We start from the raw sequence: 14472 nt of genomic DNA on the forward strand, positions 1-14472 counted from the left end.
TTTGCCCGTTGCATGTCGAAACAGCTTACCTTTGCCGTGCCCAAGGGGCGAATTCTGGACGAGGCGTTGCCAGTCATGGCGCGCGCCGGCGTAGTTCCGGAAGATGCCTTTCACGATAAGGCTAATCGCTCTCTGACCTTTCGTACCACGCGCGACGATATGTGCCTGATCCGGGTGCGCGCATTTGATGTGGCTACGTTTGTCGCCCATGGCGCAGCGCAAGTGGGCATTGTCGGTTCTGATGTGATTGAAGAATTCGATTACACCGACCTGTACGCGCCGGTCGATCTGGACATTGGCCACTGTCACTTGTCCGTGGCTGAGCCGTACCGATCAGGCTGGCTCCGTACGCGGTGCAAGCCATTTGAGCATTGCGACAAAGTATCCAAACATCACGCGGCGCCATTTCGAAAGGCAAGGCATCCAAGCTGAGTGTGTGAAACTGAATGGTGCAATGGAAATTGCACCGGAGCTGGGTTTGGCAGGTCGGATCGTCGATCTGGTTTCGACCGGGCGTACGCTCAAGCAAAACGGCTTGGTCGAGACTGACAAGATCATGGACATTTCTGCTCGGTTGATCGTTAATCGTGCCGCGCTGAAAACCGACGCGCGCGTCGCGGAACTGGTGGAAGCATTCCGTGCCGACGCGAGCGAGCGGAAGGCAGCGTAATGCAGTTTCTTAATGTCAGTGATGCCGGTTTCGAGAAAGCCTTTACGCAGATTGTTCGGGACAGGCGAGAAAGCGACACGAGCGTCAGCCGCGACGTAGCGGACATCTTGCACGAGGTACGTCAACGCGGCGATGATGCGGTGGTGGAATACACAACCCGCTTCGACCAGCATCATTTGACCCACGACGTTGACTGGCGCGTTTCAGCGGAGCGATGCGAGGCCGCATACCGAGATCTGGATGTCGAATTGCGTGATGCCCTGCAATTGGCTGCAGACCGCATTCGCGCTTATCACGAAGGGCAAGTGCCCGAAGATCGCGACTACACTGATGCGATCGGCATGCGGCTGGGTGCGCGCTGGACGCCAGTAGAAGCGGTACGGGCTATATGTACCGGGTGGGCGAGCTGCGTACCCTTCTTCATTGTTGATGAACGCGATCCCTGCAAGGGTTGCTGGCGTTGAACGCTTGGTTGTCACCACCCCGACACCCAAGGGTGAAATGAATCCGTTGGTGCTGGCTGCCGCGTATATCGCCGGTGTCGACGAGATTTGGCGGGTGGGCGGCGCACACGCCGTTGGCGCACTTGCTTATGGAACTGATCGGATCAAGTGCGTTGATGTGATTACAGGTCCCGGGAATGCCTATGTCGCCGAGGCCAAGCGGCAGCTGTATGGCGTAGTCGGCATTGATATGGTCGCCGGGCCGAGCGAGATTCTGGTGATCGCAGATAAAGATAATGATCCTGACTGGATCGCAGCTGATCTGCTGAGCCAAGCCGAACACGACCCATCGAGCCAGTCGATCTTGATTACAGATGACGAGACTTTTGCGCGCTTGGTTGAGGACGCCGTCGACGTGCAATTGGGGACTTTGGAGACCGGAAAGCGTGCCCGCGAAAGTTGGGATGAGCATGGGTTGATCGTCGTTGTCGATAGCCTTGCAGACGCCGTACCCTTGTCCGATCGTCTGGCCGCCGAACACACGGAACTCGCGGTGGCTGATCCAGAAGTACTGTTCAAAACCATGCGCCATTCTGGCAGCGTTTTCTTCGGTCGGACCACCCCAGAGGCTGTCGGAGACTACATCGCTGGCCCAAATCACGTGCTGCCAACCGGACGCCGCGCACGTTTCTCCAGCGGGCTGTCAGTGCTCGATTTTATGAAACGCACGAGCTTTATCGATGCAAGCGAAGAAGCGCTGAAAGCAATAGGGCCAGCCGCCATAAAACTGGCGGAGGCTGAGGGGCTGCCCGCTCATGCAAGATCTATTGAATTGAGATTGAAATGAATACTGCTCCGCGTTCCCAGGCTCGTTCGGCTGCACGATTGGCCGCAGTTCAGGCGCTTTATCAGCAGCAGATGGAGAGCACTGCGCTCACCAAATTGCTTGATGAGTTCCATCAGCATCGGCTGGGCCGCGAGATTGAAGACGATCACTATGCCGATGCAGAGGTCGATTTCTTCGATGATGTGGTGAGTGGTGTCGATGCGCGGCGTGAAGAGATCGACGTGCTGTTAATGGCGCGTCTTGCCGAGGGCTGGACGCTCGCGCGTCTGGACAAGACCATGCTGCAGATTTTGCGCGCTGGCACCTATGAGCTGCTAGCCCGCGCTGACGTGCCCAAAGCTGCGGCCATCAGTGAATATGTTGATGTCGCGAAAGCATTCTTTGACGACCGCGAGGCGAAATTTGTGAATGGCATTCTTGATGCAGTGGCGAAGGAAGTCAGGGATTAAACGGACGGTCCGTTCATGCTGAGCTTTTCGAAGCATCGCACGTCTCTTTGTGACATACCAAAAGTGAAGAACGGCCCTTCGACAGGCTCAGGGCGAACGGCTATTGGGTCCGTCAGATGACCGAGACTGACTTCATAACCGCGTTACGCAAGCTCCCGCTGCATCTTGGCGCTCGCGGGCTTGGTGATGATTGCGCAGCTCTAGAGTTTGGCAACGAAACGCTCATCCTGACGCATGACGCGATGGCCGAGGGTACACATTTCCGCAGCGATGCGGATATGGCGGACGTTGCGTGGAAACTGGTTGCGACCAATCTGTCCGACTTGGCAGCAAAGGGCGCGGAACCGATTGGAGTCATGCTGTCTCACACACTCTCGAAAGGCGATGAAAGGTTCCTGGAAGGCCTTTCTGCTGTCCTCAACAAATATGGCGTTCCTCTTTTGGGTGGAGACACGATTTCCACCGATGGTCCACTCACGCTTGGCCTCACGGCAATCTACTGCGCAACACACACGCCGGTGCCATCGCGCGTCGGCGCGGAGGTCGGCAACGACATTTACGTAACTGGGCCGCTCGGCCAGGCGTTGCTGGGCTTTGAGGAAGACAGCGCACACCTTGACGCCTACAACCGCCCCACACCCTTGCTGAAGGAAGGCCAGGCGCTCGCGCCTTACGTCACTGCCATGATGGACATTTCAGACGGCCTCTTGCTCGATTGCTGGCGCATGGCGGTCTCCAGTCTTGATGTTGCATTCGAACTAAAACGTGAACTCATCCCGGTTGCAGACGAAAACAGATCTCGATGAATGCATCCGATGGGGTGATGATTATCAGTTGCTATTCACCGCAAACCCGGGGGTCCAACTGCCCGTGACTGCAACTCGGATCGGATCGGTAACTGCGGCAGATTCTGCCCCATTATTGCTCGATGGTGAGATCTTCGCGACATCAGACGGATTGGGCTATCAACATGTCTAGCCGCTCTGCGCACTCTCTCGACTGCGGACACGACTGACATTCCCCTTGCCAGCACGTTAATGGACGATATACCTTCGCAATCAAGCGCATCCGCAAAAGCGAGAGCGCTTTTTATGTATTAGAGGGGAGTTTTTTGTGAACTTAGTTCTCATTTCAATCGCACTGGGCGTGCTGGCCATCATTTATGGCTTTGTGACCAGTCGACAGGTTCTCGGCGCAGATGCCGGAAACGCGAAAATGCAAGAGATTGCTGGCGCCATTCAAGAAGGTGCGCAAGCTTATCTCAATCGTCAATACACCACCATTGGCATCGTTGGCGTAGTTGTCGCGATCCTTGTCGGGGTTTTCCTTGGTGCAGTTCCGGCAATCGGCTTCGTCATTGGCGCGGTGCTGTCCGGTGTTGCAGGCTATATCGGGATGAACATCTCTGTGCGCTCTAACGTGCGCACAGCCCAAGCAGCGAGCACAGGTTTGCAGCAGGGATTGACCATCGCATTCCGCGCTGGCGCGATCACTGGCATGCTGGTGGCTGGCCTTGCATTGCTTGCGATTGCGGTTTTCTTCTATGTCCTCGTCGGCCCGATGGCCCTCGCGCCGGATAGCCGCACCGTTATAGACGGGCTGGTCGGCCTCGCCTTTGGCGCATCGCTAATCTCGATCTTTGCGCGTCTTGGCGGCGGCATCTTTACAAAAGCTGCAGACGTCGGCGCTGACCTTGTGGGCAAGGTTGAGGCAGGCATTCCAGAAGACGATCCGCGCAACCCAGCGACTATCGCCGACAACGTGGGTGACAACGTCGGTGACTGTGCTGGCATGGCCGCAGACTTGTTCGAAACCTATGTGGTAACTGTGGGTGCAACAATGGTCCTCATGGCCTTGCTGCTCACCAGCATCGGCGATCTGCTGCTTCCGCTGATGGCTTTGCCGCTTTTGATCGGCGGCGCATGTATCGTAACGTCGATTATCGGCACCTACTTTGTCCGTCTCGGCAATGGGACGAATGTCATGGGTGCGATGTATAAGGGTTTCATCGTCACCGCCGTACTTGCGGTGCCGCTGATCTGGTTTGCAACCTCTTACGCACTGGGTACCGTTGGTACGGACATGAACACAGTGCTCAATCCGGGGCTGGGCAAGGTAGAATTTACCGGCCGTGACCTGTTCTATTGCTCGCTGATTGGCCTCGTACTGACCGGCGTTATCATCTGGATCACAGAATATTATACCGGCACAAACTTCCGCCCGGTAAAATCAATCGCCAAGGCTTCGGAAACGGGCCACGGCACCAACGTGATCCAGGGTCTGGCGATCAGCCTTGAATCGACGGCACTGCCAACCATTGTCATCATCGCTGCCATCATCGGCGCGTACCAGCTTGCTGGTCTGCTCGGCCTTGCCTTCGGTGCGACAGCGATGCTGGCGCTTGCCGGAATGGTTGTGGCGCTCGACGCTTATGGCCCGGTCACCGACAATGCCGGTGGTATTGCCGAAATGGCCGGTCTGGACGAAAGCGTTCGGGAAAAGACCGACTTGCTCGATGCCGTCGGTAACACCACAAAAGCTGTGACCAAGGGGTATGCGATCGGTTCAGCTGGTCTGGCGGCGCTCGTGCTGTTCGCGGCGTACACCGCTGACTTGCGGGCGTACTTCCCAACTGCGGAGGTCGATTTCAGCCTTGAAAATCCGTACGTGATCGTCGGGCTGCTTCTCGGGGCTTTGCTGCCATATCTCTTCGGAGCGATGGGCATGACCGCAGTTGGTCGTGCCGCTGGCGACGTGGTTGTCGATGTGCGTGATCAGTTCGCCAAAGACAAAGGCATTATGGATGGCACCAGCCGTCCTGATTATGCCCGGACGGTTGATCTCGTGACGAAAGCTGCGATCAAGGAAATGATCGTGCCTTCGCTGCTTCCCGTTCTGGCACCGATCGCGACTTACTTCGTAATCTACCTGATTGCCGGTCAAAACGAAGCCTTTGCAGCACTGGGCGCATTGTTGCTCGGTGTGATCGTTGGCGGTCTGTTCGTCGCGCTTTCCATGACCGCCGGTGGCGGCGCATGGGACAATGCGAAGAAGTATATCGAGGATGGCAATCACGGCGGCAAAGGCTCAGAGGCTCACAAGGCTGCTGTCACCGGCGATACCGTCGGCGATCCCTACAAGGATACCGCTGGCCCCGCCGTCAACCCGATGATCAAGATCACAAACATTGTGGCTCTGCTGCTGCTTGCCGCGCTTGCGGGTACGCACTAAGCGCGACCCGTCGTTGATCGGAATTGCCCCGCTGGACTTCGGTTCGGCGGGGTTTTTCTTTGCCCTTAAGATATTGCTGCTAAACACCCTGCCGTGGGCGATATGGGGCGCAAATCACACATGCACGGCAATGCCGGGGATCACGAGGCGGAGCTGCGCCTTGTTGTGTTGGCCGCGCGTGATCTCGACATGGCAGCCATCGCGCCAAACTGGCAAGCACTCGCTATGGAAGCGAGCGAGCCGAACCCCTTTTTGGAGAAGTGGTTTCTCGTTCCATCACTTAAGCACTTTGATCCAGAGGGTAACGCGCAGCTCGTTCTGACTTACTACGGCCATCGCCTTGTCGGATTGATGCCGATCATATCCTCCAAAGATTATTACAGTCTACCGCTTCGACACTTCGCGAACTGGCAGCACGACAATATGTTTTGTGGGACTCCCTGGTTGCCGCTGGTTTCGAACAGGCGTTTTGGACAGCGCTGGTCAAATGGGCCGACGCGCAAGCTGATAGAGAGCTATTCCTTCATCTGCGCGATGTACCTGCGCGGCGGGCCGCTCCTTACCGCATTACTCGAGACCGCCTCGCCCCGTATTGTCGCGCAATCTCAGCGGGCGATGCTCCGATCAGGTCGCAATCCGCAAGAACATCTTGAACGGGCCTTCTCTAAAAAGCGTAGAAAAGAGCTGGGCCGAAAACGCAGACGCTTAGAAGAAAGCGGCGATTTCGCTTTTCAGCGGTATAGTGATGATACGAACTTATCAGATTGGATCGACGCCTTCCTCGACCTTGAGAAGCAAAGTTGGAAGGGGGATGAGAATTCAGCTTTAGCCAGCACAGTCCAGACAGCCAGTTTCTTTCACGACGTGGTGAAAGGCGCAGCCGAAGCGGGCAAGCTGGAGAGACTGGCCTTTCAATTGGATCGCAGGCCTGCAGCAATGCTTGCTCAGTTTCATACTGCGCCCGGTGCCTTCAGCTTCAAAACCTGCTTTGATGAAAGTCTGCACTCTCTTTCCCCCGGCATGCTCTTGCAGGTCGAAAACCTTGAGCTGCTTAACAACCCTGAAATCGAATGGTGCGATAGCTGTGCGGCGCCGGATCACCCAATGATTGACCGGATATGGTTTGATCGTCGGGAAATCGTAAGTGTGTCAATTCCGGTCGGGCGCGGAGTTCGCAGATTGGCGGCGCGCGCGCTGACTGCTATTGAAGCACGCAGAATGAAGGCAAGACCATGACGGCGCATGATCACACGCTAACTCCAGACAGCTCTGAGAAGGTGTTTTCTTCAGAGGCGCGGGCAAAGTTTGCTGAGAGCTATCCTGAAACGCCGCATGTCCTGCCACATGGTCTTGCCAGTCATGATCTACTGACCCTGCCAGCCTTGGCGAGTTTGGCCAGTGCGCTGCCCGAGGGCAGCATCGAATATAATCGCGGTGACTTGCCAATCGGTGTTGACGGCAAACCTGATAGCAGCGGAATGTCGATTGAGGAAACGATCCTGCACATCGCCAGCGCCAATAGCTGGGCAGTGCTGAAAAATATTGAGCAAGTACCTGCTTACGAAGCTCTGCTCGCTGGACTGCTGAACGAAGTTCGCAGCGAGATCGAAGCAAAGACGGGCGCGATGCTGCGACCGCAAGGCTTTGTTTTCATTTCAAGTCCGAATGCCGTCACGCCCTATCATTTCGATCCGGAGCATAATATTCTGCTGCAACTCGTTGGCGGTAAGGTGATGACGCAGTTTCCCGCTGGCGATCCACGCTATGCGCCTGACAGCGTGCATGAGGCCTACCACACCGGCGGCGCACGGGAACTCACTTGGAATGATGATCTGGCAGCTGGCGGAAGTGAGTTTGCTCTCGGCCCGGGAGAGGCTGTTTTCGTGCCCGTCATGGCGCCCCATTTTGTGCGCAATGGACCGGAAAGCTCGATTTCGCTCTCGATTACCTGGCGCAGCGATTGGAGCTTTGCTGAGGCGGATGCCCGCGCTCTCAACAAAAGGCTGCGCGAGTTTGGCATGAAGCCCGCTGCGCCCGGCCGCTGGCCGTCGAGCAACATGGGCAAGGCCTATGCGATGCGCGTATTGCGGCGTCTGGGGCTATCCGGCTGATCCGCGTTGACGGCACGTCGTCCGCGTCGCAATGCAAGCGCCATGAACGAAACACCCGATCCCGAAAAGCTGGTCGCTGGACTTGTGCAATTGCTGACCGTGCGCCGCGATGGCGAAGACGAGTTTACTGGCGCACAACAGCCCGGCGGAATGGGCCGCGTCTTTGGCGGGCAGGTGATTGCACAGGCTTTGCAATGCGCCCAGGCAACCGCGCCGGATGAGTTCGCCGCGCATAGTCTCCATGCATACTTTTTGCGCGGCGGCGAAGAAGGTGTTGATCTGAAATATGAAACTGCGCGCGATTTTACCGGACGCAGCTTTGCAAATCGCCGCGTCGTGGTGAGCCAAAAAGACAAGCCGATTCTCAATCTGACTGCCAGTTTTCAACGTCAAGAGGACGGTTTGGAACACGTAGATGCCGTAATGCCCGACGTGCCGCCGCCCGAAAGACTAAAGCCTGATATGGACATCCGCCGTGAATATGCAGACAAAGCGGGTATCACCGATACCGCCCGCGAGATTATGCTGCGCCCGCGCCCGATTGATATGCGTACGAGCGACAAGCTGCATTGGATGAATGATCAGCCGCGGGAACCGAACGCGCATAGCTGGTTTCGAGCGGTAGCACCTTTGCCAGATGATCCGGCCATGCATCGCGCTGTGATCGCCTATGCCAGCGACTTCACACTCCTTGGCACAAGCGCCCTGCCCCATGGCCTGTCATGGATGCGCGGCGAACTGGTCGGCGCTAGCCTGGATCACGCGATCTGGTTTCACCGTGAAGCACGCGCGGATGAGTGGTTGCTCTATGCCACAGACAGCCCCTGGTCCGGATCTGGCCGGGGCTTTAACCGCGGGCGCATATTCAATCGTGCGGGTGAACTTGTCGCGAGCATCGCGCAAGAGGGTATGATCCGACGACGGGATCGGGGCTGAAGGCTTCATTTGCAAAGTCGGTCAATGCGCTAGAAATACCGGCAGCTTGGGATCGGACAGCGCCTTGCGAGTCACTCCGCCCAGGATCATCTCCGACAAACGTGAATGCCCGTAGGCACCCATGACGACCAGACCACATTTGCGCTTCTCAGCTGCTGAGAAAATGAGATCAGCGACCGCTCCGCCTCCCTTCGGCAGCTCGACTAGCTCCGCCTTGATGCCATAGCGGCTAAGGTACTCGGCTCCATCAGTTGGAGGGAAATCGGAGCGATCCTCCTTTTTCGCTTCATCGACATAAGCCAGGGTCACCTCTTTGGCAGTGAGCATAAGTGGCACCGCTTGCCGCAGCGCCAGACATGCTTCTTGCGACCCGTTCCAAGCCACCATGACGGGTGCGCTTGTGTCGAGCGAGCTCGTCGTGTCAGGCACCACCACCACCGGGACGTTAGCGCGGATCAGCAAGTCCCCAATCATGCGAGACGGCCGTCCCTCGGCCTCGCCAATACCGTGTGCCCCCACTACAATCACGTCATGCAGGGCGGATTGTTCGAGGAGGTGAAATTCAGCCATTCCATAGTGAAATTGCCATTCCCAAGACACATCCTCATTAGCTAGATCAGCTTTGATTTTCTCCTGCAGTTTTTCAGCTGCCTTCTTAATTTTCGGCATCGCAGCGGCCATCACTGAGCCATAGAAATCGCCGGGAGCGTAGACTTCGTAACTGACCGCCTGCAGGCACGTGATGTGGCCATCGTGAGCGCGGGCAAGGTCCAAGGCGATCTGAATTCTCGCCTCAAGGCCAGGATCGTTGTTGATATGCAAAAGAATCGATTTCATTGCTGCTCTCCTTCGCCCCATCTATCGCTTATCGCCGAGAGAGCTGCATTGATCAGGATCAATTCCCGGCCTTGCGAATGCAGCGCGGCGCGCTAGGCTCGGCGCAGGAGAGATCGTCAATGCAAATCACCCGCGAAAAGCCGCTGATCCACACGCTGGAACCCAGTAATCACCCCTATCTCTCCGGCCCATGGACCCCTTGCCATGAGGAAGTGACGGTCGACGAGCTGGAAATGATTGAGGGCGAGATCCCTGCCGATATTGACGGGATCTATCTGCGCAACACCGAAAACCCCGTGCATCAACCGCTCGGTCGTCATCATCCATTTGATGGCGATGCGATGATTCATCAGGTCAATATCTCGGGCGGCAAAGCGAGCTATCGCAATCGGTATGTCCGCACGCAGTGTTTCGATGCAGAGCAGATCGCTGGAGGCTCGCTTTGGGGCGGACTGATGGATCCGCCCGGCACCAGCAAGCGGCCCGGCTATGGCGCGCATGGCGGCCTGAAAGACACGGGCAGCACGGATATTATCGTACATGCAGGCACGGCCTATGCGACATTCTATCAATGCGGCGAGGCGTGGATGATTGATCCCCTCACGCTGGAGAACCTCGGCAAAGCATCATGGGCGCCTATAGATGGCGTTTCCGCTCATCCCAAAGTGGATGAAGAAACCGGCGAGATGATGTTCTTCAATTACGGCGTCCATGCACCTTACATGCATTACGGCGTGATTGATCGCAGCGGTAAGCGCGCCCACTACGTGCCAATCCCGCTGCCCGGCCCTCGTCTGCCGCATGACATGGCGATCACCAAGAACTGGTCGATCCTGAATGATATGCCGCTGTATTGGGACGAGCAATTGCTGAAACGCGACGTTCACGCCGCCCGTTTACATGACGGCGTGCCGACGCGTTTTGCCCTGATCCCACGCTATGGCCAGCCAGAGGACATACGCTGGTTTAAAGCCGAACCGACATACGTCTTGCACTGGACCAACGCCTATGAGGATGGCGAAGAAGTCGTGCTGGAAGGGTATTTTCAGGACAAGCCCATGCCTGATCCGATTGAGGAAATGGGTGAGTATAGCCACATGATGGCTTATGTGGATGAGCACTCATTCCTGCCACGCCTGCATCGCTGGCGGTTTAATATGGCGACTGGTGAAACCCGCGAAGAGCGGCTGTCGGACAAGGTCGTTGAATTTGGGATGATCAACCCGGATTATCTGATGCGGAAGAGCCGCTATCTGTGGTCGACCACGACCAAGCCAGGTTGGTTCCTGTTCAATGGCTATGTGAAGCACGACACCGAAACCGGCAACGAACAGGTATTCGAGCTACCCGATGGCATCTATGCCAGTGAGAGCCCAATGGTTCCTCGAAAGGGCGCCACCTCAGAGGACGATGGTTATTTGGTCACGTTCTTGATTGACGAAAACACAGGCGGATCAGAGTTGGCCATTCTGGATGCCAGCGACGTGACGAAAGGCCTGATTTGCCGCGCTCGGCTGCCACACAAAATCAGCAGCGGGGTTCATTCAACTTGGGTCGAACACTCGCAGCTGAGGTCTGACGCTGCGTTTCGCTGCGGTGCACTGAACGCCTGACCAAGCCTATACGTTTTGCAGATGCATCTGGATGGAGGAATCCGGTACGCGCATAGCTGACATCAAGGAGAGCAAGGCGTGGCGAGTATCGAAGGCGGCAGCAACACAGGGATCACCGGCGCCGGAGGCAACTCGAGCGGCGTGTCTGGCGGCATAACCGCAAATGAAATGGCCAACAATCTGGTTGAAGCCTCTACGGGTCCCGCAGGGCTGGAGGTTGATCGACTCGCGGCCAGCGTCGACTTGGCCATGCAAGGTATCTCATCAGGCACGTACGATGGTATCGGGCTGACAAGTGGATTCAGCGCGAGCGATCTAGAAACGGCTGTTATGGATCAACTTTCCCCGCGCCAGGCCGGACAATTCCAGGCCGCGATAGAGCCATTCCGAGCATCACCCTTTGTAACGGTACCGCGCAAGACATCGCACTGAATGCGCCGTTCAATTTGGCCTATACTGATCGCTATAATGCAATTGGAACCAACGCGAACGGACAGCCGATCAATGCCAATGGCGAGGTAATTGCTGATCTTCCTGCGCAAACCTTTGCAGGGCCGGCTAATACGCCAGAACTTCGCTGGGCGGAGTATCAGCGACAGCAACGCGAGATTGCGTTTATGAACATTGACCGCATTCGCACCGGGACATTGTCCGGTGTTGCGACGGCCCTGGCGGTTGGCGCAGGCGCCGATCAGCAGACGATTGACCGCATATGGTCAGTCTCAAAAATGGCCGACGGTTTTGCTGCTGGGTTCTCGCCACGTGCACCGCGTGCTAACTACAACCCGTCAATGAACCCGCCAACTATAGGGCCTGCGGCGACCAATATTCGCGGCTACTGATGGACCGGGGCCAGCGGTAGCTTAGCCGAGCCGTCGATCTCGGTCATTGACTTAAAAATTCGGTGTGAGTTGCAACCTTTACATCACTCGGGCGTTGCGATTAGTGAACTTTGAAAATTTCACTAAAAGAGAGACGTGACCATGCCATTTGCACTGATTGACCTCCCCTATCCTGACACTGCGCTGGAGCCCGCGATTTCCGCGAACACACTGTCATTCCACCATGGCAAGCACCACAACGCCTATGTCACCAAAATGAACGATGCGATTGATGGCACAGATCACGCAGACAAGTCGCTTGAAGCCATTGTTGCAGCTGCGCGCGGCAGCAATCAGGGCCTGTTTAATAATGCGGCACAGACATGGAACCACGCGTTTTATTGGCATTCTATGGCAGCAGAAGAGACAAATCCTTCTGACGAGCTAAAAGCAATGATCGAAGAGGCTTTCGGGTCGGTTGAGGAACTGAAGTCACAGCTCAAGGCACGCGGCGCAGGCCACTTTGCAAGCGGTTGGGTCTGGCTCGCTGAAAAAGACGGTAAGCTGAGCATTGAGGAAACGCATGATGGTGACACTTTGGCGGACAGCGATTTCAATCCGCTTCTGACAATCGACGTCTGGGAGCACGCGTATTATCTCGACCACCAAAATGCGCGCCCATCCTATCTCGACGCAGTAGTCAACGGAAAGCTCAACTGGTCATTCGCCAGCGAGAACCTCGCACGCGGTGAGACATGGGTTTATCCGGCCTGATCTATTGATTTTCTAATCAAGGCGAAGCCCCGGTTCGCATTGCGCGTGCCGGGGCTTTTCATGTCCGCACCGTCACCCTGATATGGTGAAGTATGTGGGGAGCCTGGCCCTACGGGAAGTCCCAGAATGAACGTCCAGAGGTAGAAGAACACCGACCAGAACACGATGAAGACCATCGAATAAGGCAGCATCATCGCAATCATGGTCCCAACGCCCAGATTGCGGTTATAGCGCGTCGCCCATGCGAGGATCAGCCCAAAATAGCTCATCATTGGTGTGATGATGTTGGTTGTGCTGTCACCGATCCGATAGGCCGCCTGAATGACTTCAGGCGAGTAGCCGATCAGCATCAGCATCGGTACAAAGATCGGCGCGGTTACGGCCCATTGTGCGGACGCTGAACCGAGCGAGAGATTGATCAGCGCGCAGAGCATGATGAACATGAAAAAGACAACGGGACCGGTCATGCCGGTTTCGACAAGGAAGTTAGCCCCCGTCACCGCCGTTATCGCACCTAGGTTGGTCCAGCCGAAAAACGCCACAAATTGCGCAGCGAAGAATACCAGCACGATATAGAGGCCGAGCGATCCAAGTGCTGCCGCCATGGCGTTAATCACATCACGGTCCGTTTTCATCGTGCCGACCGCGCGGCCATAGGCATATCCCACAGCCACGAAAAATATCAGAATCCACACCACAAACCCATCAAAGAATGGGCTGTCGATCCGGTCGCCTGTCTCTGGGTTACGGAACACCCCCCAGTCGGGAATCAGCGTAAGAGCCATGAGAGCCAGAACGCCGAGCAACGCCAACCCCGCCCAACGCAGTCCTTTGCGCTCTTCATCCGTTACGGCGTCCATCATGCGGTCATCCAAAATGGTCGGATCGGCACCGGAGGCATCATATGTGCCCAGCTTTGGCTCGACGATGTAGATCGTCACCAGCGAGCCAAGCAACGTGATCAGGAAGGTCGATGCGACCATGAAGTACCAATTGGCGGTTGCCACCACTGTATAATCCGGTGCGATCAGCTGCGCGGCCTCTTGAGTGATGCCCGCCAACAGAGGGTCAATCGTTCCAATCAGTAGGTTCGCGCTGTATCCGCCAGAAACGCCCGCAAAGGCGGCGGCCATCCCTGCCAGAGGGTGACGCCCCAACGCATAGAATATCGCTCCCGCTAGCGGGATTAGGACGACGTAACCAACTTCCGATGCAGTATTGGAAATGATCCCGGCAAAAACGATGGCGACTGTCACGAGATGCTTTGGTGCGCCCAGCACCATCGCGCGAACGGCGGCCGACAGCAAACCCGATTTCTCCGCCACGCCGACGCCAAGCATTGCGACCAATACGACACCCAACGGCGCAAAGCCGGTGAAGTTGTCCACCAGCCCGGTAAAGATGCGCCTGATACCGTCGCCATCCAGCAGGCTGACCGCGCGGATCATTCCTTCCTCAGCCACACCTCTCGAACCGGCAGGGCGCGGGTCCTCGACCGCGACGCCGAGCCAACCAAGCAGGCCGGACAGCAGCACAATACCAAGGGCGAGCAACGCAAAAAGCGTAACCGGGTGTGGCAGCAGGTTCCCCAGCCATTCGACCCCATCAAGAAAGCGCGTGAGGGCGTTGCGTTTTGGTTGGTCTGGGATGGTCGCCGCCCGCTGGCTATCGGCCATAAATTCGTCTCCGTCTGATTTCGGAATTGGTTTTATTGCAAGGATTATGAACCAGAGCCGGTTC

At 56.6% G+C, this 14472-nt stretch carries 12 protein-coding genes and 2 pseudogenes; 12 read left to right on the plus strand and 2 right to left on the minus strand.

What is annotated here, in order from left to right:
• Positions 1-12 precede the first annotated feature (12 nt).
• The 8 genes and pseudogenes from hisG to ACZ1GM_RS11965 all read left to right on the plus strand — a co-directional run bounded on the left by hisG (position 13) and on the right by ACZ1GM_RS11965 (position 8687).
• Positions 13-670, plus strand: a pseudogene (gene hisG, locus ACZ1GM_RS11930) (ATP phosphoribosyltransferase).
• Positions 670-1960: pseudogene (gene hisD / locus ACZ1GM_RS11935) on the plus strand (histidinol dehydrogenase). The pseudogenes hisG and hisD overlap by 1 nt, the downstream one beginning before the upstream one ends.
• Positions 1957-2409: a transcription antitermination factor NusB gene (nusB, locus tag ACZ1GM_RS11940; protein WP_472676648.1), complete on the plus strand. Its 453-nt coding sequence runs from the start codon at positions 1957-1959 to the stop codon at positions 2407-2409. The pseudogene hisD and the gene nusB overlap by 4 nt, the downstream one beginning before the upstream one ends.
• 116 nt (positions 2410-2525) lie before the next feature.
• Positions 2526-3215, plus strand: a complete 690-nt coding sequence (thiL, locus tag ACZ1GM_RS11945; RefSeq protein WP_472676649.1) for a thiamine-phosphate kinase — start codon at positions 2526-2528, stop codon at positions 3213-3215.
• Positions 3216-3522: 307 nt separating this feature from the next.
• Positions 3523-5640 carry a sodium-translocating pyrophosphatase gene (locus ACZ1GM_RS11950; protein ID WP_472676650.1) on the plus strand — a complete coding sequence of 706 codons (2118 nt, stop codon included), beginning with the start codon at positions 3523-3525 and terminating at the stop codon, positions 5638-5640.
• 102 nt (positions 5641-5742) lie between these two features.
• Complete coding sequence (locus ACZ1GM_RS11955) at positions 5743-6876, plus strand: GNAT family N-acetyltransferase (protein ID WP_472676651.1); 1134 nt, start codon at positions 5743-5745, stop codon at positions 6874-6876.
• Positions 6873-7751, plus strand: coding sequence for a transcriptional regulator (locus tag ACZ1GM_RS11960; RefSeq protein ID WP_472676652.1), 879 nt, complete (start codon positions 6873-6875; stop codon positions 7749-7751). Before ACZ1GM_RS11955 ends, ACZ1GM_RS11960 begins: the two co-directional genes overlap by 4 nt.
• A 42-nt stretch (positions 7752-7793) precedes the next feature.
• Positions 7794-8687 (plus strand): acyl-CoA thioesterase, encoded by an 894-nt coding sequence (locus ACZ1GM_RS11965; RefSeq protein ID WP_472676653.1) that lies wholly within the window; start codon positions 7794-7796, stop codon positions 8685-8687.
• A 21-nt stretch (positions 8688-8708) separates the two neighbouring features.
• Here the strand turns inward: ACZ1GM_RS11965 and ACZ1GM_RS11970 are convergent, their stop codons facing one another.
• A complete protein-coding gene (locus tag ACZ1GM_RS11970) occupies positions 8709-9524 on the minus strand; it encodes a universal stress protein (RefSeq protein ID WP_472676654.1) in 816 nt (271 codons plus the stop codon).
• A 119-nt stretch (positions 9525-9643) separates the two neighbouring features.
• Here ACZ1GM_RS11970 and ACZ1GM_RS11975 point away from each other — a divergent pair, with 119 nt between their 5' ends.
• The 4 genes from ACZ1GM_RS11975 (at position 9644) to ACZ1GM_RS11990 (ending at position 12732) form a co-directional block, all read left to right on the plus strand.
• The gene (locus tag ACZ1GM_RS11975; protein WP_472676655.1) at positions 9644-11137 is read left to right on the plus strand and encodes a carotenoid oxygenase family protein; all 1494 of its coding nucleotides are present in this window, start codon (positions 9644-9646) and stop codon (positions 11135-11137) included.
• Positions 11138-11215: 78 nt separating this feature from the next.
• Positions 11216-11569 carry a hypothetical protein gene (locus ACZ1GM_RS11980; protein WP_472676657.1) on the plus strand — a complete coding sequence of 118 codons (354 nt, stop codon included), beginning with the start codon at positions 11216-11218 and terminating at the stop codon, positions 11567-11569.
• A gap of 14 nt (positions 11570-11583) precedes the next feature.
• Positions 11584-11979, plus strand: coding sequence for an RlpA-like double-psi beta-barrel domain-containing protein (locus ACZ1GM_RS11985; RefSeq protein ID WP_472676658.1), 396 nt, complete (start codon positions 11584-11586; stop codon positions 11977-11979).
• 141 nt (positions 11980-12120) lie between these two features.
• Positions 12121-12732, plus strand: coding sequence for a superoxide dismutase (locus ACZ1GM_RS11990; RefSeq protein WP_472676659.1), 612 nt, complete (start codon positions 12121-12123; stop codon positions 12730-12732).
• On the opposite strand, the gene ACZ1GM_RS11995 is transcribed toward ACZ1GM_RS11990, so the two are convergent.
• Positions 12720-14408 (minus strand): AbgT family transporter, encoded by a 1689-nt coding sequence (locus ACZ1GM_RS11995; RefSeq protein WP_472676660.1) that lies wholly within the window; start codon positions 14406-14408, stop codon positions 12720-12722. The two genes, ACZ1GM_RS11990 and ACZ1GM_RS11995, sit on opposite strands and share 13 nt — an antisense overlap.
• Between the last annotated feature and the right edge of the window lie 64 nt (positions 14409-14472).

It is taken from the genome of Qipengyuania sp. JB2-7 (assembly GCF_055693485.1).